A 24,695-nucleotide genomic window follows, 5' to 3' on the forward strand; every position below is an offset into this window, starting at 1 on the left:
TTCATCAGATTAGATAGTGTGTCATCATTATCTTTTTTGAAAATAGATGTTGGAGGGAAAATTATGTCTGCTAAATGGGAAAAGTTAGAAGGTAATCAAGGTGTATTAACAGTTGAAGTAGATGCTGACACTGTTAACAAAGGTCTTGACGCAGCATTCAAAAAAGTAGTTACAAAAGTTAACGTACCAGGATTCCGTAAAGGGAAAATTCCTCGTGGAATGTTCGAACAACGTTTTGGTGTAGAATCTTTATATCAAGATGCTCTTGATATCATTCTTCCAACTGCTTACTCTAACGCAGTTGTGGAAACTGGAATCGAGCCTGTTGATCAACCAGAAATCGACATCGATACAATCGCTAAAAACGAAAAGCTAGTTTTCACTGCTAAAGTAATCGTAAAGCCTGAAGTTAAACTTGGCGAATACAAAGGATTAGAAGTGGAGCGTCTAGACGCTAACGTTACGGACGAAGATGTAGAAGCTGACTTAAAAGGCCTTCAAGAGCGTCAAGCTGAGCTTGTTGTAAAAGAAGAAGGAACTGTTGAGAACGGCGATACAGTTGTAATGGACTTTGAAGGATTCGTAAACGGCGAAGCATTCGAAGGCGGAAAAGCGGAGAACTATTCTTTAGAGATCGGTTCTAACACGTTCATCCCAGGTTTCGAAGAGCAATTGGTAGGTCTTGCAGCTGGAGCGGAGAAAGAAGTTGAAGTATCTTTCCCTGAAGAGTACCACGCTGAAGAGCTTGCTGGTAAGCCTGCAGTATTCAAAGTAACGGTACACGAAATCAAAACAAAAGAACTTCCTGCACTTGACGATGAGTTCGCGAAAGATGTAGACGAAGAAGTTGAAACGCTTGAAGAGCTTAAAGCAAAAACAAAAGCTCGTCTTGAAGAATCTAAGAAAACAGAAGCTGACAACCACCTTCGCGACACGCTAGTGGACAAAGCTGCTGCTAATGCAGAAGTGGAAATCCCTGATGCAATGGTGAAAACTGAAACAGACCGCATGGTTCGTGAATTCGAACAACGCCTTCAAATGCAAGGTATGAACATGGAGCTTTACTTCCAGTTCTCCGGTCAAGATGAAGAAGCTCTTCGCACTCAAATGAAAGAGGATGCAGAAAAGCGTGTGAAAATGAACCTTACGCTTGAAGCGATCTCTAAGCTTGAAAACATCGAAGTAACAGACGAAGAAGCAAACGAAGAAATCGAAAAAATGGCTGGCATGTATAACATGTCTGTTGACCAAATCAAGCAAGCATTAGGTAGCTTGGAAGGTCTTAAAGAAGATTTGAAAATCAGAAAAGCAATTGATTTCCTTGTAGAAAACAGCAAAGATGTTGCATAATAGAGAATAAGAGACAAGGCGCGACTTGATCGTGCCTTGTTTTGTACCATCTAGACCTTTTTTAAAAGCTCTGTTGACGAATATAGTTAACTTCAAAAAGTTTTATAGCTGTTGATTGGAGCATCGGGCGTAGACTCCTTCGGGAGGCAGCGCTTAGAGGAGACCCCGCAGGCGTAGCCGAAGGAGGCTCACGTCAGCCCCGAGGAGAGCGAAGCCCGGTGCGGAAATCACCAGCGGTGTTTAACAGACCTTTTTAAAAGTAAAGTTTTCCGCTTTTTCCATTCATCACTGTGTTAGTAAAATGAATTCATGGATACAATAGTACGGACCCATCTTCTAAAATATCCATACATAACCAAAGTGTAATTATTAGAAATGTTAGGCTTAAATGTGGTAAAATGCAGTACATAACTATTTTTTAAGAGTGATGAGTTTTTCTCATTTTTTAGGAAACCAGCCGATGGATGGGAAAAGAGAGAAATGATAAGGGGTGAAACAATTTGTTTAAATTTAATGACGAAAAAGGACAATTGAAGTGTTCTTTCTGCGGAAAAACACAAGATCAAGTTCGTAAACTTGTAGCAGGTCCAGGCGTATACATATGTGATGAATGTATTGAACTTTGTACGGAAATCGTAGAAGAAGAGTTGGGTACAGAGGAAGAAGTAGAATTTAAAGACGTTCCAAAGCCAAAAGAAATTCGCGATATCTTAGATGAATATGTTATTGGTCAGGAGTCTGCGAAGAAATCTTTATCTGTAGCGGTTTATAACCACTATAAGCGTATTAACTCTAACAGTAAGATTGATGATGTAGAGCTAGCAAAGAGTAATATTGCCATGATCGGACCAACTGGTAGCGGTAAAACTCTTCTTGCTCAAACACTTGCAAGAATCTTGAATGTACCATTTGCGATTGCAGATGCGACTTCCTTAACAGAAGCTGGTTATGTTGGGGAAGATGTAGAAAACATTCTTTTAAAACTGATCCAAGCTGCCGATTATGATGTGGAGAAAGCTGAAAAAGGAATCATCTACATCGATGAAATTGACAAAGTAGCGCGTAAATCTGAAAATCCATCCATCACACGTGATGTATCTGGTGAAGGTGTACAGCAAGCGCTATTGAAAATTCTTGAAGGTACTGTTGCAAGCGTTCCTCCACAAGGTGGACGTAAGCACCCACATCAAGAATTCATCCAAATCGATACCACAAATATCCTATTTATTTGCGGTGGTGCATTTGACGGAATCGAACAAATCATCAAACGCCGTCTAGGTAAAAAGGTTATTGGCTTCGGTACTGCGGAAACAAAAGCAGATGATTTAGAGCAAAAAGAATTGCTTGGAAAAGTATTGCCGGAAGATTTACTTCGTTTCGGTTTAATTCCGGAATTCATCGGCCGTCTTCCTGTTACAGCAAGCTTAATGCCGCTTGATGAGGATGCTCTAATTGAAATCCTTACTAAGCCTAAGAATGCACTTGTAAAGCAATATCAAAAAATGCTTGATCTTGATAATGTGGAACTTGAGTTTGAAGATGGTGCATTGTCTGAGATTGCAAAGAAAGCGATCGAAAGAAAAACTGGGGCGCGTGGATTGCGCTCTATCATTGAAGGGCTTATGCTTGATGTAATGTATGAGTTGCCTTCACGTGAAGATATCAAAAAGTGTGTAATTACAGCTGAAACAGTTGCGGATAATGTTGCACCTAAATTAATTTTAGATGATGGTTCTGAGTTGAAAGAAGACGAAAAGACTTCTGCTTAACCACCACAAAAGCACTTTCCTACGGGAGAGTGCTTTTTTTGAATGAAGAAACACATAAACACCGTCGATTTCCCCTCCAGGCGCTTCGCTTGCCTGCGGGCGGTCCGTGAGCCTCCTAACAATACTTCATTGCCATTTAAAACTTAAATCAGATAATACTTGGAAATTTGAGCTGTTGATTGGAGCAAAAGACGAAGACTCCTCGAAAATGCTACGCATTTTCTTCGTGCGATGAATCGCTGCCGAAGCCTTCCTTGTCCTGAGGGAGATAGCGCTAGGTGGAGACCCCGCAGGTGTAGCCGAGGAGGCTCACATCAGCCCCTAGGAAAGCGAAGCCATTTGCGGAAATCAACAGCGATGTTTAAACAATTTCAAAATCAAAGACTTTTTCAATGGCTTCCTTCGTAGCAGTGTCTCTCCGCGCCTTCCACACCAATCAATAAACCATCTACATTCACTTCAGTTATACCCTCCAATCTTTTCGCAAAAAGCCTATTTTAACCAAATATTTTTTATTGGATTATTACCCAATCCCACGGAGATACTACCATATAATCACATCAAGAATGCAGGAGGGTTTCTATGTCTTTTACAGGTATAGCACTGTTCATACAGCTTTTCTTCGGGGTCATTATTGGCCTTTATTTCTGGAACCTGCTCAAAAACCAACGGACGCAAAAAGTAACGATTGATAAAGAATCGAAAAAGGAAATGGAACAACTAAGAAAAATGAGAAGTATTTCACTCTCAGAGCCACTTGCAGAGAAAGTAAGGCCAACAAGCTTCAAAGAAATAGTGGGGCAAGAAGATGGAATCAAGGCATTGAAAGCGGCTATTTGTGGGCCAAACCCTCAGCATGTCATCATTTATGGACCTCCAGGAGTAGGAAAAACTGCTGCTGCAAGGCTTGTTCTTGAAGAAGCCAAAAAGAATCCAAAGTCTCCATTTAGAGGGTCTGCTGTTTTTATTGAATTGGATGCAACAACTGCTCGTTTTGATGAAAGAGGGATTGCAGATCCGTTAATTGGTTCTGTGCATGATCCAATCTACCAAGGTGCTGGCGCAATGGGACAAGCTGGTATTCCCCAACCAAAACAAGGAGCTGTAACACATGCGCATGGAGGAATGCTTTTCATCGATGAAATCGGGGAACTTCATTCCATTCAAATGAACAAATTACTTAAAGTCTTGGAAGACAGGAAAGTATACTTAGACAGCGCGTATTACAGTGAAGAGAATAACCAAATACCAACGCATATTCATGACATTTTCCAAAATGGTCTGCCTGCTGATTTTCGCCTTGTAGGTGCAACCACCAGAACGCCTAATGAAATTCCACCTGCCATTCGATCTAGATGTATGGAAGTTTTCTTCCGTGAGTTGGATCAAGAAGAATTGGAAGCCGTCGCTAGGAATGCTGCATCAAAAATCAATATGATGGTCGAAGAAGAAGGAATCAGCCTGCTTGCTTCCTATACAAGGAACGGTCGTGAAGTGGTAAACATGATGCAAATTGCTTGTGGACTCGCAATTACTGAAGACCGCGACACAGTTAAGATTGAAGATATTGAATGGGTGATTCACTCTAGTCAGTTGGCACCTAAATACGAAAATAAAATAAAAGAAGCGGCACAGCCTGGACTAGTGAACGGGCTGGCAGTTTTCGGACCTAACTCAGGAGCGCTTCTTGAAATTGAAGTGACCGCCATTCCTACCGAAGAGAAAAAGGGTACGGTGAACATCACAGGAATTGTGGAAGAAGAAAGCATGGGTAATCAAGGGGGCAAATCCATACGGAGAAAGAGTATGGCAAAAGGCTCTATTGAAAACGTTATTACTGTCTTAAGAAAGCTCGGCGTACCTGCTGCTGATTATGACATCCATGTCAACTTTCCTGGGGGAATCCCAATTGATGGGCCTTCTGCAGGAATTGCAATGGCAACGGGAATCTATTCGGCCATCTTCAAAATTCCTGTCAGTAATCTTGTCGCAATGACAGGAGAAATCAGTATTCACGGAACAGTTAAACCAATTGGGGGAGTCATACCTAAAATAAAAGCAGCAAAACAGGCTGGGGCAAAGAAAGTCATCATTCCCGCTGATAACATGCAATCCATAATTAAGGAAATCGATGGCATTGAAGTAATCCCGGTAAAAGAATTTCAAGAAGTCTTGGATCTTACCTTATTAAGAGAAAAGATTATGGAAACGAGCGTAGAAAGCATTTTGCATGCTCCAATGAGCATTCCGAAAACCGAATCCATGTAAATGGTAGGCAGGCCTTGCGATGGTCTGCCTGTTTTTCTTCCCTAAGCTTTACTTATTGCACTAATGTCTTGAAAAAGGTAAAATTTTTACTACCATTTCTATATTAAGTTAGGCAAAATTGTAAAAGATAATAAAACAATCTCTTTTATAAAGTTAAACGGTCTCTTTAATTAGACAGGGCTATTTAATTAGGATAGAATTGAACAAAGATACATAAAGGAAGAGCGTACGGGGGTGTTACCATGGCAACAAATAAGGAATATCATGTTCCATTATTGCCTTTAAGAGGACTGATGGTCTATCCGACAATGGTGTTACATTTGGATGTCGGAAGAGAGAAATCGATAGAAGCGTTAGAGCAAGCGATGTTAGGAGACGACATTGTCGTACTTTCTACACAAAAAGAAGTAGGAACGGACAATCCTACAAAAGAGGACCTATACTCTTGGGGTACTTTGACAAAAGTGAAACAAATGTTAAAGCTTCCTAATGGTACGGTTCGTGTCCTGGTTGAAGGGCTCGAACGTGCAAAAATAGAAGAATTTATCGAAAAAGATACACATTGGGAAGCCAAGCTTTTGACTTATCCCGATACAGAAGAGAAAGATCCGGAAGACGAAGCCTTAATGAGAACTTTGCTGGATTATTTCCATACATACACAAAGCTCTCCAAAAAGACAACGGTCGAAACCTATCATACCGTTTCAGATATAACAGAGCCTGGAAGAATGGCCGATATCATTACGTCACACTTACCTATTAACATGAAAGAAAAACAGGACATTCTTGAAACGCGAGATGTGAAAGAGCGACTGAACAAAGTAATCAAGCATGTAAATAATGAAAAAGAAGTACTGCAATTAGAGAAGAAAATCGGTTTACGAGTGAAGCGTTCCATGGAACGTACACAAAAGGAATATTACCTTCGTGAGCAGATGAAAGCAATTCAAAAAGAGCTTGGCGACAAGGAAGGTAAAGGCGGAGAAATTGAGGATCTAAAAGAGAAACTTGAAAAGATCGGCATGCCGGAAAATGTGAAAAAGACTGCATTGAAAGAAATTGACCGCTATGAAAAAATTCCATCGAGTTCCGCTGAAAGTTCTGTTATCCGCAACTATATTGACTGGTTGTTAAACCTGCCTTGGGAAGAAGCAACAGAAGATCAATTAAATATTATCAGAGCAGAAGAAATCCTTAATGAAGACCACTTCGGTCTGGAAAAAGTGAAAGAACGTGTGTTGGAATATTTAGCGGTTCAACAGCTGACCAAATCACTGAAAGGTCCGATTTTGTGCTTGGCGGGACCTCCGGGTGTCGGTAAAACTTCCTTGGCACGATCCATTGCTAAATCCTTGGACCGCAAATTTGTCCGTGTTTCTCTTGGTGGAGTTCGGGACGAATCTGAAATACGCGGTCACCGTAGAACGTATGTTGGTGCCATGCCGGGACGAATTATCCAAGGTATGAAAAAAGCGGGAACCATTAACCCTGTTTTCCTTTTAGATGAAATAGACAAAATGTCCAATGATTTCAGAGGTGATCCATCCTCTGCATTACTGGAAGTATTAGATCCTGAACAGAACTTTAATTTCAGTGATCACTATATCGAAGAACCTTATGACTTATCCAATGTCATGTTTATTGCCACGGCAAACAATTTGTCGACAATTCCTGGACCTCTGCGTGATAGAATGGAAATCATTACGATCGCAGGTTATACAGAAATAGAAAAGTTAAATATAGGGAAAGACCATCTGCTACCTCGTCAGGCAAAGGAGCATGGTTTACAGAAGAATCTTCTGCAAATAAGAGATGAGGCATTAATGTCCATCATCCGCCACCATACTCGTGAAGCAGGCGTGCGTAGTTTGGAAAGACAACTTGCTTCTATCTGCAGGAAAGCTGCCAAACTCATCGTTTCCGGTGAGAAGAAAAGAGTAGTCATTACGGAAAAAAACCTTGCTGATTTCCTTGGTAAGCCGAAATTTCGTTACGGACAGGCGGAAGAGGAAGACCAGGTTGGGGTGGCAACAGGCCTTGCCTATACAACTGTAGGTGGCGATACGCTATCCATAGAAGTATCCTTATCACCAGGTAAAGGGAAACTTATGTTAACCGGTAAGCTTGGGGATGTGATGAAAGAGTCTGCCCACGCAGCATTTAGCTTTATTCGCTCGCGAGCAGACGAATTGAATATTGATCCTGATTTTAACAATAAAAATGATATCCATATTCACGTTCCAGAAGGTGCTGTTCCAAAAGACGGTCCATCCGCCGGTATAACGATGGCGACTGCCCTAATTTCTGCATTAACAGGCAGACCGGTCAAAAGAGATGTTGGAATGACGGGGGAAATCACGTTAAGAGGGCGTGTGCTACCAATCGGCGGATTAAAAGAAAAATCCCTGAGTGCACACCGCGCAGGCCTAAAAAAGGTTATACTACCTAAAGAGAATGAAAAAGATTTGGATGATATTCCAGAAAGTGTGCGAAAGGATTTAACGTTTGTTTTAGTATCACATTTAGATCAAGTGTTAGAACACGCATTAGCAGGAGAGAAAAAATGAAAGTAACACAAGCAGAAATAGTCATAAGTGCCGTAAAACCAGAACAATATCCAAGTGAGCTTTTGCCGGAATTCGCCTTGGCGGGCCGGTCCAATGTAGGAAAGTCATCTTTTATCAATAAGATGATCAACCGAAAGAACCTTGCAAGAACTTCCTCCAAACCGGGAAAAACACAAACATTAAACTTTTACCTGATTAATGAAATGTTGCATTTCGTCGATGTACCTGGTTATGGTTTTGCAAAAGTCCCGAAATCCGAGCGTGATGCATGGGGCAGAATGATGGAAACCTACTTAACAAGCAGAGAGCAGCTTCGAGCTGTCCTTCAAATAGTAGACCTTCGCCACCCACCATCTAAGGATGATGTTACGATGTATGAGTACCTGAAGCATTATGAGCTTCCTGTAGTCGTCATCGCAACGAAAGCAGACAAAATTCCTAAAGGCAAATGGCAAAAACACTTAAAAGTAATAAGAGAAACCCTCGGAATGGATAAAGAAGACGAACTAATTCTCTTCTCTTCCGAAACAGGACAAGGCAAAGATGAAGTCTGGGGCATGTTGCAAAAAAGAATGAAGTAAAACCGAAACTGCGAATCAGAGAATGAATGCTCTGAACGCAGTTTTTTGGTTTAAAGTGAGGAGTAAATCAAAGTGCAAAAGTTATTTTACAAAGACCCATACATACAGACATTTACGTCAACGCTGGTAAGTCAATCACAAGACGAATCAGGAAAATGGTATGCCATATTAGACCAAACCGCCTTTTATCCTGAAGGCGGCGGACAACCTTATGACACAGGTGCCCTAAATGACCAGAATGTTCTAGAAGTACAAGAAATCAACGGAGAAATCAGGCATTACCTAGATAAGCCACTTCCTGAGACATCACAGCAAGTCAAAGGTAATGTTGATTGGGATCGACGATATGATCATATGCAGCAACACGCGGGACAGCACCTTTTATCTGCTGCATTTGAAGAGCTATTTCATTATAAAACCAGAAGTTTTCATCTGGGCAAGGAAGTGTGCACCATTGATCTGGATACTACCAAGTTGACAGATCAAGAGGTGATCGAGACGGAAACACTTGTAAATAAAATAATCCTAGAAAATCGTAAAATAGAGACCAAATGGGTCACAAAAGAAGAACTTTTAGACTACCCACTAAGAAAAGAGCTGTCAGTATCGGAAAATATCCGCCTAGTCATCATCCCAGATATTGACTATAGCGGCTGTGGAGGAACACACCCTCATTCAACGGGAGGAGTAGCTTCTCTTAAGATACTTGCTCTAGAAAAACAAAAGAACATGATTCGAGTGACCTTTGTTGCAGGAAATCGCGTCTTAAGACATCTTCATCAAAAACAACAGGTCGTTTCCGAATTATCTGCGCTATTAAATGCTCCACCACATGGAATGGAAGAAGCGGTCAAAAGAATCTTGGAGCAAAGTAAAGAACAGGCAAAAGAACTAAAAGATATGAAAGAAAAGCTACTAGATTACGAAGCATCTGCTCTTTCTTCTAAAACGGAAGTAGTTTCAGGTCTCACAATATTAAAGTCTGTGCTTCTAAACAAGGAAATGGCCGAACTTCAAAGTATGGCACGTAAATTAGTTTCAGCTAAAGAGGAGATTAACGTGTTTCTTTTAGCTGAAAATAAAGGGAAGTTGCAATTTGTCGGGGCCAGAGGAAGCAGTTCTAATCTCGATATGAGATCTGTTGGCAAAAAAGTCTTTGGTTTCATCAATGGAAGAGGAGGAGGTAGAGAAGACTTCGTCCAAGGTGGTGGAGAAACGACACTGACAGGCGAAGAAGTGTTAGAAAAAATAACACATCTGTTATCAAACGATTAAAAAGTAGAATAGATTTCATAGCTTAAATATGCAAGAGGCTATGGAATCTATTTTTTTGTTTTTTAAAATAATGAAAGTTTTCAAAAAAATGTTTATTAATTCGGAAAATCAGGGAATAGGATGTACAAGGAGTAATTCAAAGCATACATACGATACATAGGTAGTGAGGGCTTCTGAAGTTGGAATTTACTGAATTGTTAACAAATATGATTTTAAAGCTTATTTGTGGTAGTTTTCCGTAATTGTTAACATAAAAGGGAGACGAAAAAATGGACACTAAGGGGGATTTTGGAAATTGAAAAAAAGGGTATTGTTAGTCACGCTATTTGTGCTGTCTACGATTCTAGCTGCTTGCGGCGGAAAAGTGACAACAAGTGAAGGGTATGAGTTAGTAAAAGAAGGGATATTCATTTTTGCTGCTTCAGGAGAATTTGCGCCATTCAGTGTTACGGATGGAAATGGAGAAATGACCGGTTTTGATATCGAAGTCGGAGAAGCCATCGCTGCTGAGCTGGGTCTTAAACCAGATCAGGAAAAGTACACATTTGCGAGTATTGTTGAAGGAGTAAAAAGCGGACGTTTTGATGCCGCAGTAGCAAGTCATACCATTACAGAGGAAAGATTGAAGGAAGTAGATTTTTCTACGCCTTACTATTATTCAGGTGCTCAGATTTTTGTAAGACCTGACAGCGACATCCAAACTTTAGCGGACCTGGAAGGTAAAGAAATCGCAGTTTCCAGAGGGTCTACTTATGCAGACCTTGTAAGCGATATCTCAGACAACATTCAAAATTATGATAGCGATGTAGTTGCCTTAGAGGCATTGAACAATGGCCGTCATGATGCGGTGGTAACAGACTTTGTAACTGGCCGTGAAGCGATTGGATCCGGCATGGAGTTAGAAGGCCGTGAACTATTAGAGCGCAGTGAACAGGCAGTGGGAGTTGCAAAGGGTAATGAAGCACTTCTTGAAGCCATCAATGATGCATTAGAAACATTACGAGAAAACGGAAAGCTAAAGGAAATAAGTGAAAAGTATTTTGGAGAAGACATCACTACAGACCCGGATGCGCAAGAATAACGAGCTGACCTTCAGCTGACCATAAAATCCAGTTAAAAATGTGTGGTGTTCATTCACCACACATTTTTTATCAGCGGCGCTCAATAGTAACAAAAAGGAATAATAAAAAGTTTTATAGCTGTTGATTGGAGCAAAAGGCGTAGACTCCTGCGGGGGAGAAGCGACAATGTTGAGACCCCGCAACGAAGTGAGGAGGCTCAAGGTCGCCCTGCGGAAAGCGAAGCCGTTTGCGGAAATCAACAGAGGAGTTACACGAATTATAAAAATAAGGAGAGTGAAACCGGCATGCCCAGTTTTTTGCACTTTTTTGAAGTATTTATGAATACATACGATATGTTTTTCAAAGGGATGATAAGAACCCTTCAAATCACCGCGGTTTCCATTGCTATCGCGCTAATCATCGGGTTGTTTTTCGCTTTCTTAAAAATTTCAAAGATAAAAGTGTTAGAATGGATTGCTAATACTTATATATTCCTAATACGAGGGACACCGCTAATTGTGCAGATCTTTGTTTTTTACTTCGGGCTCGTCACGTTAGGAATATCTCAATTCTGGTCTGTCACACTCGCTCTCGCCTTCCATAACGGTGCGTATATCGCAGAAATATTCCGTGGAAGCATCCAGTCCATAGACAAAGGACAGATGGAAGCAGGTAGATCACTCGGCATGACAGGAAATCTTACGATGAGAAGAATCATCTTGCCACAAGCATTCAGAAGAGCTTTACCGCCTCTTGGCAACCAGTTCATTATCTGTCTAAAAGATTCCTCCCTTGCTGCATTTATCGGCTACTATGAGCTATTTAATGTTGCACAGACGCAAGGTGCGAACTCATATGACGTTATGACATATTTATTAGTCGTTTCTGTGTACTACTTGTTCCTTGTGGGATTGATTGGGATTGTTGTAAATCTATTAGAACGTAAATTCTCAGCAAGTGAAAGATAGGAGGTAGGACATGAGCAATAAAATAGAAGTAAAAGACTTAAATAAATCTTTTGGGGACCTACATGTCCTTAAAGACATATCTTTGACAGTGAAAAACAAAGAAGTTGTGTGCCTAATTGGCGCTAGTGGGTCAGGAAAAAGTACTATTTTACGTTGTTTAAACTTTCTTGAATTAAAAGATAGCGGTTCTATTGTTATTGATGGAAATGAAGTAGATGTGAAAAAAGATAATCTGAACAAAGTTCGTCAAAAAGTCGGGATGGTATTTCAGCATTTTCACCTTTTCCCGCATAAAACAGTACTTCAAAATGTCATGGAAGCCCCTATCCAAGTGGATGGCCTAAAAAAGTCCGAAGCGAAAAAGAGAGCTTCCGACCTTCTTGCAAAAGTAGGACTCTCTGATAAGGAAGATGTTTACCCAGAAAAACTCTCAGGAGGGCAAAAGCAACGTGTGGCGATTGCCCGTGCCCTTGCCATGAAACCGGATGTCATGCTCTTTGATGAACCAACATCCGCCCTTGATCCTGAGTTGGTAGGGGAAGTACTGAAAACTATGAAAGAACTCGCCGAAGAAGGAATGACCATGGTCGTCGTTACCCACGAAATGGGATTCGCCCAAGAAGTCGCTGACCGTGTCATCTACATGCACGACGGCAAAATCGTCGAAGAAGGTCCCCCACAGGACCTCTTCAACAATCCCAAAAACCAACGAACAAGAGATTTCCTAGAAGCCGTTTTATAATGAGAAATCAATTGAGAGATACAGATTCCCCCTGTTTTCTGGAGTGCAAGTGTGAGACTCCTGAGGGAGATAGCGGTAGGTTGAGACCCCGCAACGAAGTGAGGAGGCTCAAGCACCGCCCCTAGGAAAGCGAACACCTGGAACGCAAGAAAACAGGGAGTACAGGGATGATTTTTAGCTGTTGATTGGAGCAAAAGGCGAAGACTCCTGAGGGAGATAGCGCTAGGTGGAGACCCCGCAGGCATAGCCGAGGAGGCTTCAACAGCGGCGTCTAAACAACAACCCGAAAAAGACCTACAACAACGGACTAACACTCCATTGCTTGTAGGTCATCCTTTATTTCTTCTTAAACACAAAAAACGCACCAATCAAAATCAACAAAACCGGCCAAAAAGTATGTAAACTAGCAACTCCCGTCTCTACCACACCTAGCATCTCCATAAACGTATCATAAAAAAGAAAGAAACTAGCAAGAATACACAACAAGACTCCCTCAAACATCCCGCCCTTCGTCTTCTGTGAGCGAAGAATAAAACCAATGCCAATAATCAAAATGATAACAGCAAAGTGATCGGGCCAAACATCTACCTTATCCTTAAGCTGAAAATGCAATCCGCTTCCAAGCAAAACAAATCCAGGAAGGATGTTTGGATAATCACTCTGTTTATAGGCTTGTAATAAAAGTGCAATTCCTGTAATAACGAGGATGGTGGACCAGTGCAGCATCCCTTCCCACAACACTATGTTTAATTGTTGTAACAGGAAATATGAACCAAATAATAATAAAAGCAAACCAGGCAGAAAGCTATTTTTCTTCATATTTTCCTCCTTGAGATTGAGGCTGAAACCTTGATTCTACAATGAAATTCTGTTAATGTACAAGTTGGTGAATAAAAGAATTGTAATGTCTGTAATATATAACTAAGAGAAATCATGAAAACGGTGTATTTTCATGATTCTAATTACTGAATTGGAAACTATTTGTTCACATTTTAACAAATGTATCTAGCATTAGTCATGTTATAATTTTAGTAGATGATATTATTTTTTTGTGGGGGTGTACGAACAAGTGCATATCATAGTAGTCGGTGTTAATTATAAAACGGCCCCTGTTGAAATACGTGAAAAACTAACATTTAATCCAGCTGATCTGAATAAGGCAATGATGGCTCTAAAGGACCAGAAGTCCATTTTAGAAAATATCATTGTTTCTACCTGCAACAGAACGGAAGTCTATGCAGTAGTTGATCAGTTGCATACTGGACGTTATTATATTAAAGCTTTCCTTGCAGACTGGTTCGGTTTAGACAAGGAAGAGTTTTCTCCTTACTTGAACATTTATGAAAATGACGGGGCGATGGAGCATTTGTACCGGGTTTCCTGTGGATTAGATTCCATGGTGCTTGGGGAAACACAAATCCTTGGTCAGATCCGCACAAGTTTTCTTGCCGCACAAGAATATAAAACGGTCGGAACCATTTTTAATCAATTATTTAAACAAGCTATCACTTTAGCGAAACGTGCGCATTCCGAAACAGATATCGGTTCCAATGCCGTTTCAGTAAGCTATGCAGCGGTGGAGCTTGCCAAAAAGATTTTCGGGGATTTAAAGAACAAGCATGTACTAATTTTAGGCGCAGGGAAAATGGGAGAACTCGCCGTCCAGAATCTTCACAGCAACGGGGTAGAAAAAGTTACGGTCATCAACCGTACCTTGGAAAAAGCAACAAACCTGGCGAATCGTTTCGCAGGCCAGGCAAAGTCCATGCAGGAGCTTTCCTGTGCGTTGGTAGAAGCGGATATTCTTATCTCTTCTACCGGTGCCAAAGACTATGTTTTAACTAAAGACGATATGACCTATGTCGAGCGAATGAGAAAAGGCCGTCCACTCTTTATGGTGGATATTGCGGTTCCACGGGATTTAGACCCGGAATTGGATAAGTTAGAGAGCGTCTTCTTATACGATATTGACGATCTTGAAGGAATAGTCAATGCCAATTTAGCAGAACGCAAGAAAGCGGCAGAAGAGATTGAACTGTTCATTGAAGAGGAGATTGTGGAGTTTAAACACTGGTTGAACACACTTGGTGTGGTTCCGGTCATTTCCGCATTACGTCAAAAGGCGCTGGATATTCAATCCGAAACGATGCAAAGTATCCAACGAAAACTTCCTCATCTTTCCGAGCGTGAGATTAAGGTCTTAAATAAACATACGAAAAGCATCATCAATCAGATGTTACGCGACCCGATTTTACGTGCTAAAGAACTTTCAGCCGAATCTGACGCTAAAGAATCTCTAGAACTGTTCACTAAAATCTTTAATATCGAAGAGGCGGTTCAGCAAGAAGTTCAAACACAGTATTATACTGTGAAAAAGGAGAAGAATTCTGCGGCTCCTGTAGGAATTCCGCTTCCTCAAGCTGCGACATACAGGTCGTAAGAGAGGCTGTTAACTATGCTAGAGATGACAATCGCAAGGCTATACGAATTAACGATTCTTCTTTATGCCTTAAGCGTGCTCTTATATTTTATTGATTTTCTTCAACATAACCAGAAGGCAAATAAAACAGCCTTCTGGTTACTTGCAATTGTATGGGTATTGCAAACGGTTTTCTTATTTTTACGAATGCTTGATACCGGCAGATTCCCAATTTTAACGCTTTATGAGGGGATGTATTTCTATACGTGGGTATTAATTACCTTTTCTCTCATCATTAACAGAATCTTACGGGTTGATTTTATTGTGTTCTTTACAAATGTCATAGGATTCTTGGTATTGGCATTGCACACGTTCACACCAGTTCAGCATGAATCCCAAGTGGTAGCGCAAGCTCTAGTTTCCGAGTTGCTCATTATTCACATTACAATGGCAATCCTGTCTTATGGTGCCTTTTCCATTTCTTTCGTATTTTCCTTGTTATATGTCATTCAATATCGATTGTTAAAGGAGAAAAAGTGGGGCAAACGGTTATTGCGTATTCAGGATTTGGCGAAACTTGATCATATGTCCTATGTTTTGAATGTAATTGGAGTGCCGATGCTCTTGCTTTCGTTAATATTAGGTAGCATTTGGGCGTCTGTAAAATTGACCGAATTTCAATGGTATGACATGAAAGTGATAGGCTCTTTCATTGTCATCACTGCATACAGTTATTATTTTTATCAAAGACTTGCCAAAGGAATAAGTGGGAAGGGTATAGCAAACTGGAATATTGCTGCGTTTTTAGTCGTTCTCATTAACTTTTTCCTGTTTGGCAGATTATCAAATTTTCATTTTTGGATCTTATAGGAATCCCATCGGCTTTGGGTAAGGAGGAAATATGAGAAAAATAATTGTAGGTTCTAGAAGAAGTAAGCTTGCTTTAACCCAAACGAACTGGGTCATCGACCAACTGAAGGCATTAGGTGCGCCTTTTAGTTTTGAAGTAAAAGAAATTGTCACAAAGGGAGATCAAATCCTGGATGTTACTTTATCTAAAGTTGGTGGGAAAGGCCTTTTTGTAAAAGAGATTGAACAAGCGATGCTTGATAAAGAAATAGATATGGCCGTTCACAGCATGAAAGATATGCCGGCAGTACTACCAGAAGGCTTGATGATTGGGTGCATTCCTTTCCGTGAAGATCACAGAGATGCATTCATTTCTAAGGATCATGTAAAATTTGCTGATCTGCCAAGTGGCTCTATTGTGGGGACTAGTAGCCTGCGACGTGGAGCACAGTTGCTAGCTAAACGTCCGGATCTTGAAATTAAATGGATTCGTGGAAATATTGACACAAGACTCGCTAAGCTTCAAAACGAAAACTATGATGCCATTATTTTAGCTGCAGCAGGCCTTTCGAGAATGGGTTGGTCAAAAGATGTTGTAACGGAATTCCTGGATGAAGATCTATGCTTGCCAGCAGTTGGCCAAGGAGCTCTTTCCATTGAATGCCGTGAAGATGATGCAGAATTGCTTGAAGTTTTAGCGTTATTCACGGATTCTGTGACACAAAAAGCAGTCACGGCAGAACGTGCTTTCCTTCACAAAATGGAAGGCGGATGCCAGGTGCCTATCGCTGGATATGCAACTGTGGGTCAGGATGAAACCATTACACTGACGGTATTAGTAGGTGCCCCGGATGGTTCTCTGCTATATAAAGAAAGAATTACAGGGACAGATGCAATGAAGGTCGGATTGGAAGCTGCCGAGAGTCTGACGGCACAGGGTGGAAAGAAATTAATCGATGATGTGAAAAAGGAGCTGGATCAGTAATGGATCGTACTTTGCCTTTAGCCGATAAACGCATTCTTATTACAAGAAGCAAAGAGCAGGCAAGGTACTTTTCCAAGCAGATTCAGTCACTCGGAGGGACCTCGCTTGAAGTCCCTCTTATTCAATTTCAACAGGTTTCGAATTACGAAAGTGTCGCTGCCGATATTAAGGCAAACATAGCAGACTATGAGTGGATTGTATTTACGAGTGTAAACGGTGTGAACTATTTCTTTGAACTCTATCAAGGTCATTTGCCAAACAAGATTGCAGTGGTCGGAGCGAAAACAAAACAAGCAATGGAAGCGCTTGGATATAAAGTGGACCTTGTACCAAATAGGTTTTCTGCAGAAGATTTGGTAGATAGTTTTGCAAAAGAGACAATCAGTTCGATTTTACTTGTTCAAGGCAATCTCGCTCGGCCCCTTTTACGTGAAGAACTTAGTAGAATAGGGTACAATGTTAAGCAGATAGTTGTCTATGAAAACATGATTCGAGTGCCAGAGGAAAAGGAATGGAAATGGCTGAAAGAGGGAAGAGTTGACCTATACACATTTACTAGCCCTTCAACTGTGCATAACTATATGGAACTTTTCGGGCTGCCAAAAGGTCCGGTGGCAACCATTGGCCCAATAACGAGAAATGCTGCAGAAAAAGCTGGAATTAATGTGGCAATCAGTCCATCTGAGTATACAATGGACGGTCTCTTAGAAGAGATCGTGCAATATTTTAAAAGGGAGGATACATAATATGAAAGACTTGCAATTTACTCGTCATCGCAGATTACGAAATTCAGATAACATGCGCTCATTGGTGCGTGAAACATATCTACATAAGGAAGACTTTATCTACCCAATTTTTGTAGTGGAAGGGGAAAATATCAAGAAGGAAGTTCCTTCCATGCCTGGCGTGTACCACCTGTCCTTGGATCTGTTAAATGCGGAAATGGCGGAAGTTATGGATCTAGGAATCAAATCAGTTATTGTGTTCGGTGTGCCGAAAGAAAAAGATGAAGTGGGAACGCAAGCCTACCATGACCATGGCATTGTGCAGCAGGCAATCTCCCAAATTAAAGAAAGCTTCCCAGCGCTTGTAGTTATTGCAGATACATGTCTGTGCCAATATACGTCCCACGGTCACTGCGGGATTGTGGAAGAGGGTCGGATTTTAAATGATCCAACACTTGACCTGTTGGCGCGCACAGCTGTCAGCCAAGCACGTGCCGGCGCGGACATCATTGCTCCTTCAAACATGATGGACGGATTTGTTGCGGCAATCCGTGCAGGGTTGGATGAGAACGGCTTTGAAGATGTACCGATCATGTCCTATGCTGTAAAATACTCGTCCGCTTTCTATGGTCCATTCCGTGATGCAGCACACAGCTCCCCTCAATTCGGAGACAGAAAAACGTATCAAATGGACCCTGCAAATCGCCAAGAAGCACTTCGTGAAGCAGAGTCTGACATGCTAGAAGGAGCGGACTTCCTAATTGTGAAACCTGCCATGGCATACTTAGACATCATCCGTGATGTGAAAAATAACTTCAATGTTCCTGTCGTAGCCTATAATGTGAGTGGCGAATACTCCATGATCAAAGCGGCAGCCATGAACGGATGGATCAACGAACGAGAAGTAGTGATGGAAAAACTAATAGGCATGAAGCGTGCCGGTGTAGACCTCATCATCACCTACTACGCAAAAGACGTGGCGCGTTGGTTGGATGAGAAGTAATAACCTGATTTACTAGGATGAGTGGATTGGAGCGGAAGGCACTTGACTCCTCGAAAATGCCTACGCATTTTCTTCGTGCGATGTCTTGCTGTCGAAGCATTCCTTGTCCTGCGGAAAGAAGGGACAGGGATGACCCCGCAGGCGCAGCCGAGGAGGCTTCTGGACCGCCCGCGTAAAGCAAGTGCCTGCAGCGAAAAGGAACGGTTAAGTTTAAGTTGTAATCCATTTCAGTTAAAAGAAAGGATGATAGAAGAATGAGAAGTTATGAAAAGTCTAAAGAAGCTTTTATAGAAGCATCCAAACTGATGCCAGGCGGCGTGAACAGCCCAGTACGTGCCTTTAAATCAGTAGACATGGACCCAATCTTCATGGAGCGAGGAAAAGGCTCTAAAATATACGACGTGGACGGTAACGAATACATAGATTATGTCCTTTCTTGGGGACCACTAATCCACGGCCACTCCAATGACCGCGTTGTGGAAGCTATTAAAAAGGTAACAGAATCAGGAACAAGCTTTGGTGCTCCAACACTAATCGAGAACGATCTTGCTAAGCTTGTCATTGAAAGAGTACCATCCATCGAAGTAGTCCGTATGGTTAGCTCCGGAACTGAAGCTACGATGAGCGCACTTCGTTTAGCACGTGGATATACAGGACGCAACAAGATCATCAAGTTTGAAGGCTGCTATCATGGCCATGGCGATTCCTTGTTGATTAAAGCAGGTTCTGGTGTCGCTACGCTTGGATTGCCAGACAGCCCGGGTGTACCAGAAGGTGTCGCGCAAAACACGATTACCGTGCCTTACAATGACTTGGAAAGCATCCGTTATGCATTCAAGGAATTCGGAGAAGATATCGCAGGTGTCATTGTAGAACCTGTAGCTGGAAACATGGGAGTGGTTCCGCCGCAACCAGGTTTCTTGGAAGGCTTGCGTGAGGTAACAACGGAATATGGCGCAGTATTAATCTTTGATGAAGTAATGACTGGTTTCCGAGTGGATTATCATTGCGCGCAAGGATATTACGGCGTAACACCTGACTTAACATGTCTTGGTAAAGTTATCGGCGGAGGGCTTCCTGTTGGCGCATACGGCGGTAAAAAAGAAATCATGGCACAGATTGCACCAAGCGGCCCGATCTATCAGGCTGGAACTTTGTCTGGTAACCCGCTTGCTATGACAGCTGGATATGAAACCTTGGCACAACTGACTCCTGAAACGTATAAAGCATTTGCCAAAAAAGCTGATCGTCTGGAAGAGGGAATTGTCGCTTTAGGTAAGAAATACGATGTGCCAGTATCGGTAAACCGTGCAGGTTCTATGATTGGTTTCTTCTTCAATAGTGAGGAAGTTGTGAACTATGATGTGGCGAAGTCTTCAGATTTAGGATATTTCGCAAAGTTTTTCCGTGAGATGGCAAACAATGGAGTATTCCTGCCACCATCCCAATTTGAAGGATTATTCTTATCCACAGCTCATAGTGATGAGGATATTGAAAAAACATTAGAAGCGATTGAAAAATCGTTTGCTGCGATAAAAGGATAATGAGATTTATTCTCTCTGCCCGTTCTTATGCATTGCTAAAATGCGTAAGGACGGGTTTTTGTGTTTTGTTTTTTTTGGGGGGAGGGTTGGTTGTGCATTTCCCAAGTGAGCTTCTACATTTCCCAGCATTACTTCTACCGTTCAAAAGAAACCTTCTACACTTAACCCAAAAACCACAAACAAAATCAAACCAACATACCACCAAGATCAAACAACCTAACATCAAATCACATGCAAAAACATACAATCTACTAACCACCCCAAATTTCAAAGCCCCCTTCGCCAAACACCGTAAATCTCCTGCAAGGGTCTGACCCCCTTTTCAAATTTTTCTTTCAACTATTCATATTCTCCCAAATTCCATCATACATCTTTATTGATATAGTAAATTTTTGATAGGTGTGAAAGGAGGAACCCCTTTGTCTTCAGAACAGCAATCGTGCTTGCGGTTTTCAGTAGAGGAGTCTATATGGTTTCAAAAGGGACAGGAAGTATCTGAGCTCATCTCCATTGCGTTAGATCCTGATATACAAATTTATGAGCAGGACCAATATGTTTCCATACGTGGAGCTTTATTATTAGCGGGGGAATATCATGTGAATGCGGAGGCGGACGATGAGGAGGAGTATCAACCTCAAGCCCGTGTTGTACAGGAAGTAGAGCAGCGAGAAGATGGTGTCTGCGTATTGAACCATCGCTTTCCGGTCGATATTACGATTCCAAAGAACAGAATTCAAAGTTTAGACGATATTTATGTGGCGATAGAGTCATTCGACTACAGCGTGCCAACTAGAGGCTGCTTGCAATTGGATGCAGAGTTGTCCATCTCTGGTATTTATGGCCATCAACAAAGTGCCCCGGCCTGGGAAGAGGATCAGGAAGAATCATTTGAATATGAAGTGGAACCAAATCGGGACCATGAAGAATCATATGCTTCACAAAACCAATCACATCTATACGATCAAGAAACAGAGGAAGAAACAGATCAAGATACTGAACAAGAAACAGCTGATACACAAGAAGAACAAGAAGAAGCGTTTGAATACGAGCCAATGTATCGAAGTGCAAACTCCGATAATGAATTTGAAGAAGATACCTACCAGTACTATACCGAGGATGATGAAGACGAAGAAGAAGAAATCCTCAATCAAGATGAGATAGATAGAAATATGCAATACAACTACAATGAAGAAGGCGAATATGCCCCATTTGAAGTAGAGGCAAGAAAAACGCCTGCGGTAGAGGAAGAAGCGCCATATAATCCTGCTGACTTTATTTATCAAAATAAAGAAGAGGACGCGTATGCCCCGCTACATTCCTTACATGGAGGGAAACACTATCAGAACGAGGACGAAGCATCAAACGTTGTCTCCCTATTTGATAAAAGGAAGGGCCAACAGGCGGTTGCAGATCCGCATCAATATGAGGATTATTCCGAGGAACCAAGAGATGAGAACGATTTATCTCTGACCAAAATTTTTGCAGATGAAGGTGGAGAGGATTTCACCAAATTGAAAATATGCATCGTTCAGCAAGGAGAGTCAATGGACCATATTGCTGAACGATATGATGTCTCCATCCAGCAGTTGATCAGGGTCAATAGGCTTTCCACAGATGACCACATCAACGAAGGGCAGTTGTTATATATTCCGGTAAAGGCTTCCTCTAAGAGTCAATAACCGGCTTTAGAGGAAAGTGAGGAGGGGGTGACCTTTCTCACTTCTTTTTTACCTGTAAAATATCAGAGGAAGTGAGTTTTCGCGATGCAGACAAATGAGCGAAGCGTAGAAGAGTTAGTGTATCAATATGGCATCGTACCTGAATATATCGAACAACACAGTGGGGTTTGGCGAGTTGCAACGAATAAAGGAGCATTTGCTCTTAAAAAGATAAGGAAAGAACAGGCATATCCATTATTCCGCAATATTCATTCCCTTTTTCAGCGTGGAATTAAGACGGTTGTACCTATCTATCAAACAAGGCAAGGCTATTATTTTATTGAAAGTTATTCAGATGCATACTACTTGATGCCGTGGATTGAGGACAATGAGGAGCGAGAGCTGGATTTCAAGGACAGCTTGATGTTCAAAGAGCTAGCCAAACTTCATAGCATGACGGTTCAAGAAAAAGAGTATCCAGAAGAGGAGTTCACCGCATTTTACGACCGGCTTTCGGAGGAATGGACGAAAGAGCAAGAGGACTTAGAGAAATTTGTGGATGTATGTGAGAAAAAGCTGTATATGTCCCCTTTCGAGCTTCAAGTATGCACTTACGCCCATGAAGTATCACTTGCACAGAAGTTTTCCCTACAAAAACTGGAAAACTGGCAGGAGGCGGTAAAGGAAACAAAAAAACACCGTGTAGCCATCACACATGGAAGGGTATCATTTCACCACTTTGTAAAAGATACAGAGGGCAGGGGCTATTTTATTAGCTGGGAACGAGCAAAGCAAGCCGCACCTGCAAACGACCTTATCTCTTTTTATCAACGATATTTGAGAACATATCCACTTTTTTGTGATGACTGTATTGACTGGTTCTATGAATATCAAAAGGGATTCAGCTTGCAAGAATATGAAAAAGATCTTACGCTAAGTTACCTTTCGCATCCTGCGTCATTTATGCAGGCAATAACGCAGTTTCAACAGCCCCCGAACCCAAACCAAAGAAGAGCACACTCTGAGCGAGAGTTAGTGAAAAAAATTCAGGGAAGCTATTGGCTGACCAAAAACATTGAGTATGTAGCAGGCAGAATCAATCAGATTGAAGAGCAAAACAAAAACAAAGAGGCCCAAACCAGTTAAGCTGGATGGGCCTTTTTATTGAAAAATAGTTTTATTAAAAATGCAGTAACCATGTTGATTGTAGTGGAAGGCGCGTAGACTCCTACGGGAGGAAGGGAGATGGGAGACCCCGCAACGAAGTGAGGCCAATGAAAAACTGATAAAATAAAGTTTTTTATTTATTCCTAGCTGTTGATTGGAGCAAAAGGCGAAGACTCCTGAGGGAGATAGCGCTAGGTGGAGACCCCGCAGGCGTAGCCGAGGAGGCTCCAGCAGCGCCCCTAGGAAAGCGAAGCCATTTGCAGAAATCAACAGCGCTGTTTATAAAAATACTAAAATCAAGACTTTTTCAGTGGCCTCAACAAAGTGAGGAGGCTCCCGGACCGCCCGTGGAAAGCGGAGCGCCTGGAACGAAAATCAACAGGTAAGTGTAAAAAATATATAATACTAGGGTACTAATAAATTACCTGTTCACAGCCTTTTGCAGTAGCGCATCAGTCAACACCGACAAGTTGATTGTCGATTGATTGATTTCTTTAAAAGAATTAACAATGATGTCTAGGTCAGCTTTATTTTTGTTGAAACGGTCCAGATAGTTATCCATCTCCATTTTGACGGTTACAATACCGCCCTTCACTTGGACGATATTCTGCTGAGATTGCTCGGTCACTTTGTGCATAGAGGTCATCATGCTCGTCACATTGGTGATTTGCTGATCACTTTTATCAATAAGTACTTTGATCTTGCTGCTAAGTTCCTTCGAGTTTTCGGCAAGTTTGCGTACCTCACTGGCAACTACCGCGAATCCACGGCCTTCATCACCGGCACGTGCTGCTTCAATGGAAGCGTTTAGGGCCAATAAATTGGTTTGATCTGCGATATTATCGATTCCTTGTGTCATCGTGATAATTTCTTCTGATACAGATTTCAATGTGTGCATCTCTTCAAGTGATTGACTGACTTCCTTCATGACTTCTTCAAAATTCCCTACCATTTTCTCCATCTGCATCTCATTGTCATTCGTTAAATGCAACAAGTTTTGGCTGCTTTTTTGTGTGAGGTCGGTGTCCTTCAAGACTTCTTCTGCTTTTAAGGTGACAGTTTGAATCGTCTCTTCCGTTTCTGTCACGGTACCGGCAACTTCTTCACTAATTTTCGTAAGCTCAGCCTGCAATGTGCGGTTTGCTTCATTAGCTTGTTCAAGCAAGTCAATACGCACATGGATATACTCTTCCACGACAAGCTGTGAGTCCAAGTTTATTATATGTGTCAACCCAGTTAACGTAGTGACCAGGTCCTTTGGATTGTCCTGAAGTAACTCCACCACTTTCGGAAGAAGAAGGGTCTGCATGGCGGAATAGGTAGCCAAAAACCATGTGACAGGCAGATGAACCCCGTTGTGTGTTTGTCCGATTCTTTTTCGCATTTTATAGAATTCTTCATCAAGTTTTCCGCTTAACAAACTTTGAAAATAGAGAACAAATACTGCCTTCAGTCTTTCCTTACTTGAGTTGGTTGTGGCAACCTGGTTCATCGGAGGTTGTTTATATAAATGTTCAAGTACTTTTTCGAGTACTTCATCTAGCAGTTCAAATAGGATTGGTTTCGCATTTTGTAAAGCTTGCAGATGTTCCTTTGTAAATCCCATATAATAAAGACGGCTTGCTAAATCCTCGTCCTTTGAATGGCCGACAACATCTTGTCTTTGAGGAAACTGCATCTCAGCAGTGTAAAGAACTTTTTTAGGTTTTTGCATAAATGAAATCATGGACGTCTCCTTTTAATGTCGAAATTGGTAGAAAATTC

Annotated in this window: 19 protein-coding genes and 1 pseudogene; 17 read left to right on the plus strand and 3 right to left on the minus strand. The window is 41.6% G+C overall.

Features of this window, described 5'->3' with window-relative positions; genetic code table 11:
- Positions 1-63: 63 nt before the first annotated feature.
- The 9 genes from tig to AAV98_RS07120 all read left to right on the plus strand — a co-directional run bounded on the left by tig (position 64) and on the right by AAV98_RS07120 (position 12,581).
- Complete coding sequence (gene tig, locus AAV98_RS07080) at positions 64-1,350, plus strand: trigger factor (protein WP_060664859.1); 1,287 nt, start codon at positions 64-66, stop codon at positions 1,348-1,350.
- A 500-nt stretch (positions 1,351-1,850) separates the two neighbouring features.
- A complete protein-coding gene (clpX, locus tag AAV98_RS07085; RefSeq protein ID WP_060664860.1) occupies positions 1,851-3,119 on the plus strand; it encodes an ATP-dependent protease ATP-binding subunit ClpX in 1,269 nt (422 codons plus the stop codon).
- 582 nt (positions 3,120-3,701) lie between these two features.
- Positions 3,702-5,387: an ATP-dependent protease LonB gene (gene lonB / locus AAV98_RS07090; RefSeq protein WP_060664861.1), complete on the plus strand. Its 1,686-nt coding sequence runs from the start codon at positions 3,702-3,704 to the stop codon at positions 5,385-5,387.
- Positions 5,388-5,629: 242 nt separating this feature from the next.
- Positions 5,630-7,954 carry an endopeptidase La gene (lon, locus tag AAV98_RS07095; protein ID WP_060664862.1) on the plus strand — a complete coding sequence of 775 codons (2,325 nt, stop codon included), beginning with the start codon at positions 5,630-5,632 and terminating at the stop codon, positions 7,952-7,954.
- Positions 7,951-8,535 carry a ribosome biogenesis GTP-binding protein YihA/YsxC gene (yihA, locus tag AAV98_RS07100; RefSeq protein ID WP_060664863.1) on the plus strand — a complete coding sequence of 195 codons (585 nt, stop codon included), beginning with the start codon at positions 7,951-7,953 and terminating at the stop codon, positions 8,533-8,535. Before lon ends, yihA begins: the two co-directional genes overlap by 4 nt.
- Before the next feature lie 72 nt (positions 8,536-8,607).
- The gene (locus AAV98_RS07105; protein WP_060664864.1) at positions 8,608-9,810 is read left to right on the plus strand and encodes an alanyl-tRNA editing protein; all 1,203 of its coding nucleotides are present in this window, start codon (positions 8,608-8,610) and stop codon (positions 9,808-9,810) included.
- Positions 9,811-10,105: 295 nt separating this feature from the next.
- Positions 10,106-10,891, plus strand: a complete 786-nt coding sequence (locus AAV98_RS07110) for a transporter substrate-binding domain-containing protein (protein ID WP_060664865.1) — start codon at positions 10,106-10,108, stop codon at positions 10,889-10,891.
- 285 nt (positions 10,892-11,176) lie between these two features.
- Positions 11,177-11,839 (plus strand): amino acid ABC transporter permease, encoded by a 663-nt coding sequence (locus AAV98_RS07115; RefSeq protein ID WP_060664866.1) that lies wholly within the window; start codon positions 11,177-11,179, stop codon positions 11,837-11,839.
- A 10-nt stretch (positions 11,840-11,849) separates the two neighbouring features.
- On the plus strand, positions 11,850-12,581 hold the full coding sequence (locus tag AAV98_RS07120; RefSeq protein WP_060664867.1) for an amino acid ABC transporter ATP-binding protein: 732 nt from the start codon (positions 11,850-11,852) through the stop codon (positions 12,579-12,581).
- 336 nt (positions 12,582-12,917) lie between these two features.
- Here AAV98_RS07120 and AAV98_RS07125 read toward each other — a convergent pair whose 3' ends face one another.
- On the minus strand, positions 12,918-13,400 hold the full coding sequence (locus tag AAV98_RS07125) for a LiaF transmembrane domain-containing protein (protein ID WP_060664868.1): 483 nt from the start codon (positions 13,398-13,400) through the stop codon (positions 12,918-12,920).
- Between the two features lie 250 nt (positions 13,401-13,650).
- On the opposite strand from AAV98_RS07125, the gene hemA reads away from it, so the two are divergent.
- From hemA to ysxE, 8 genes are all read left to right on the plus strand, one after another.
- Positions 13,651-15,021, plus strand: coding sequence for a glutamyl-tRNA reductase (gene hemA / locus AAV98_RS07130; RefSeq protein ID WP_060664869.1), 1,371 nt, complete (start codon positions 13,651-13,653; stop codon positions 15,019-15,021).
- A 15-nt stretch (positions 15,022-15,036) separates the two neighbouring features.
- On the plus strand, positions 15,037-15,870 hold the full coding sequence (locus AAV98_RS07135) for a cytochrome C assembly family protein (protein ID WP_060664870.1): 834 nt from the start codon (positions 15,037-15,039) through the stop codon (positions 15,868-15,870).
- Positions 15,871-15,901: 31 nt separating this feature from the next.
- Entirely contained in the window at positions 15,902-16,834 is a 933-nt protein-coding gene (gene hemC, locus AAV98_RS07140) for a hydroxymethylbilane synthase (protein ID WP_060664871.1), read from the plus strand.
- Positions 16,834-17,580 carry a uroporphyrinogen-III synthase gene (locus tag AAV98_RS07145; protein WP_060664872.1) on the plus strand — a complete coding sequence of 249 codons (747 nt, stop codon included), beginning with the start codon at positions 16,834-16,836 and terminating at the stop codon, positions 17,578-17,580. The genes hemC and AAV98_RS07145 overlap by 1 nt, the downstream gene beginning before the upstream one ends.
- Position 17,581: 1 nt before the next feature.
- Positions 17,582-18,562 (plus strand): porphobilinogen synthase, encoded by a 981-nt coding sequence (gene hemB / locus AAV98_RS07150; RefSeq protein ID WP_060664873.1) that lies wholly within the window; start codon positions 17,582-17,584, stop codon positions 18,560-18,562.
- Positions 18,563-18,816: 254 nt separating this feature from the next.
- A complete protein-coding gene (gene hemL, locus AAV98_RS07155; protein WP_060664874.1) occupies positions 18,817-20,106 on the plus strand; it encodes a glutamate-1-semialdehyde 2,1-aminomutase in 1,290 nt (429 codons plus the stop codon).
- 419 nt (positions 20,107-20,525) lie between these two features.
- Entirely contained in the window at positions 20,526-21,785 is a 1,260-nt protein-coding gene (spoVID, locus tag AAV98_RS07165) for a stage VI sporulation protein D (RefSeq protein ID WP_060664876.1), read from the plus strand.
- An 84-nt stretch (positions 21,786-21,869) separates the two neighbouring features.
- Positions 21,870-22,910 carry a spore coat protein YsxE gene (gene ysxE, locus AAV98_RS07170; protein WP_060664877.1) on the plus strand — a complete coding sequence of 347 codons (1,041 nt, stop codon included), beginning with the start codon at positions 21,870-21,872 and terminating at the stop codon, positions 22,908-22,910.
- 442 nt (positions 22,911-23,352) lie between these two features.
- On the opposite strand, the gene AAV98_RS20910 is transcribed toward ysxE, so the two are convergent.
- Both AAV98_RS20910 and AAV98_RS20915 read right to left on the minus strand, forming a co-directional pair.
- The gene (locus AAV98_RS20910) at positions 23,353-23,898 is read right to left on the minus strand and encodes a methyl-accepting chemotaxis protein (RefSeq protein WP_442853676.1); all 546 of its coding nucleotides are present in this window, start codon (positions 23,896-23,898) and stop codon (positions 23,353-23,355) included.
- A 222-nt stretch (positions 23,899-24,120) separates the two neighbouring features.
- Positions 24,121-24,657, minus strand: a pseudogene (locus AAV98_RS20915) (protoglobin family protein); the annotation flags it as partial.
- Between the last annotated feature and the right edge of the window lie 38 nt (positions 24,658-24,695).

The sequence above is a fragment of the Bacillus sp. CHD6a genome (assembly GCF_001293645.1).
GTDB lineage: Bacteria > Bacillota > Bacilli > Bacillales > Bacillaceae_I > Sutcliffiella_A.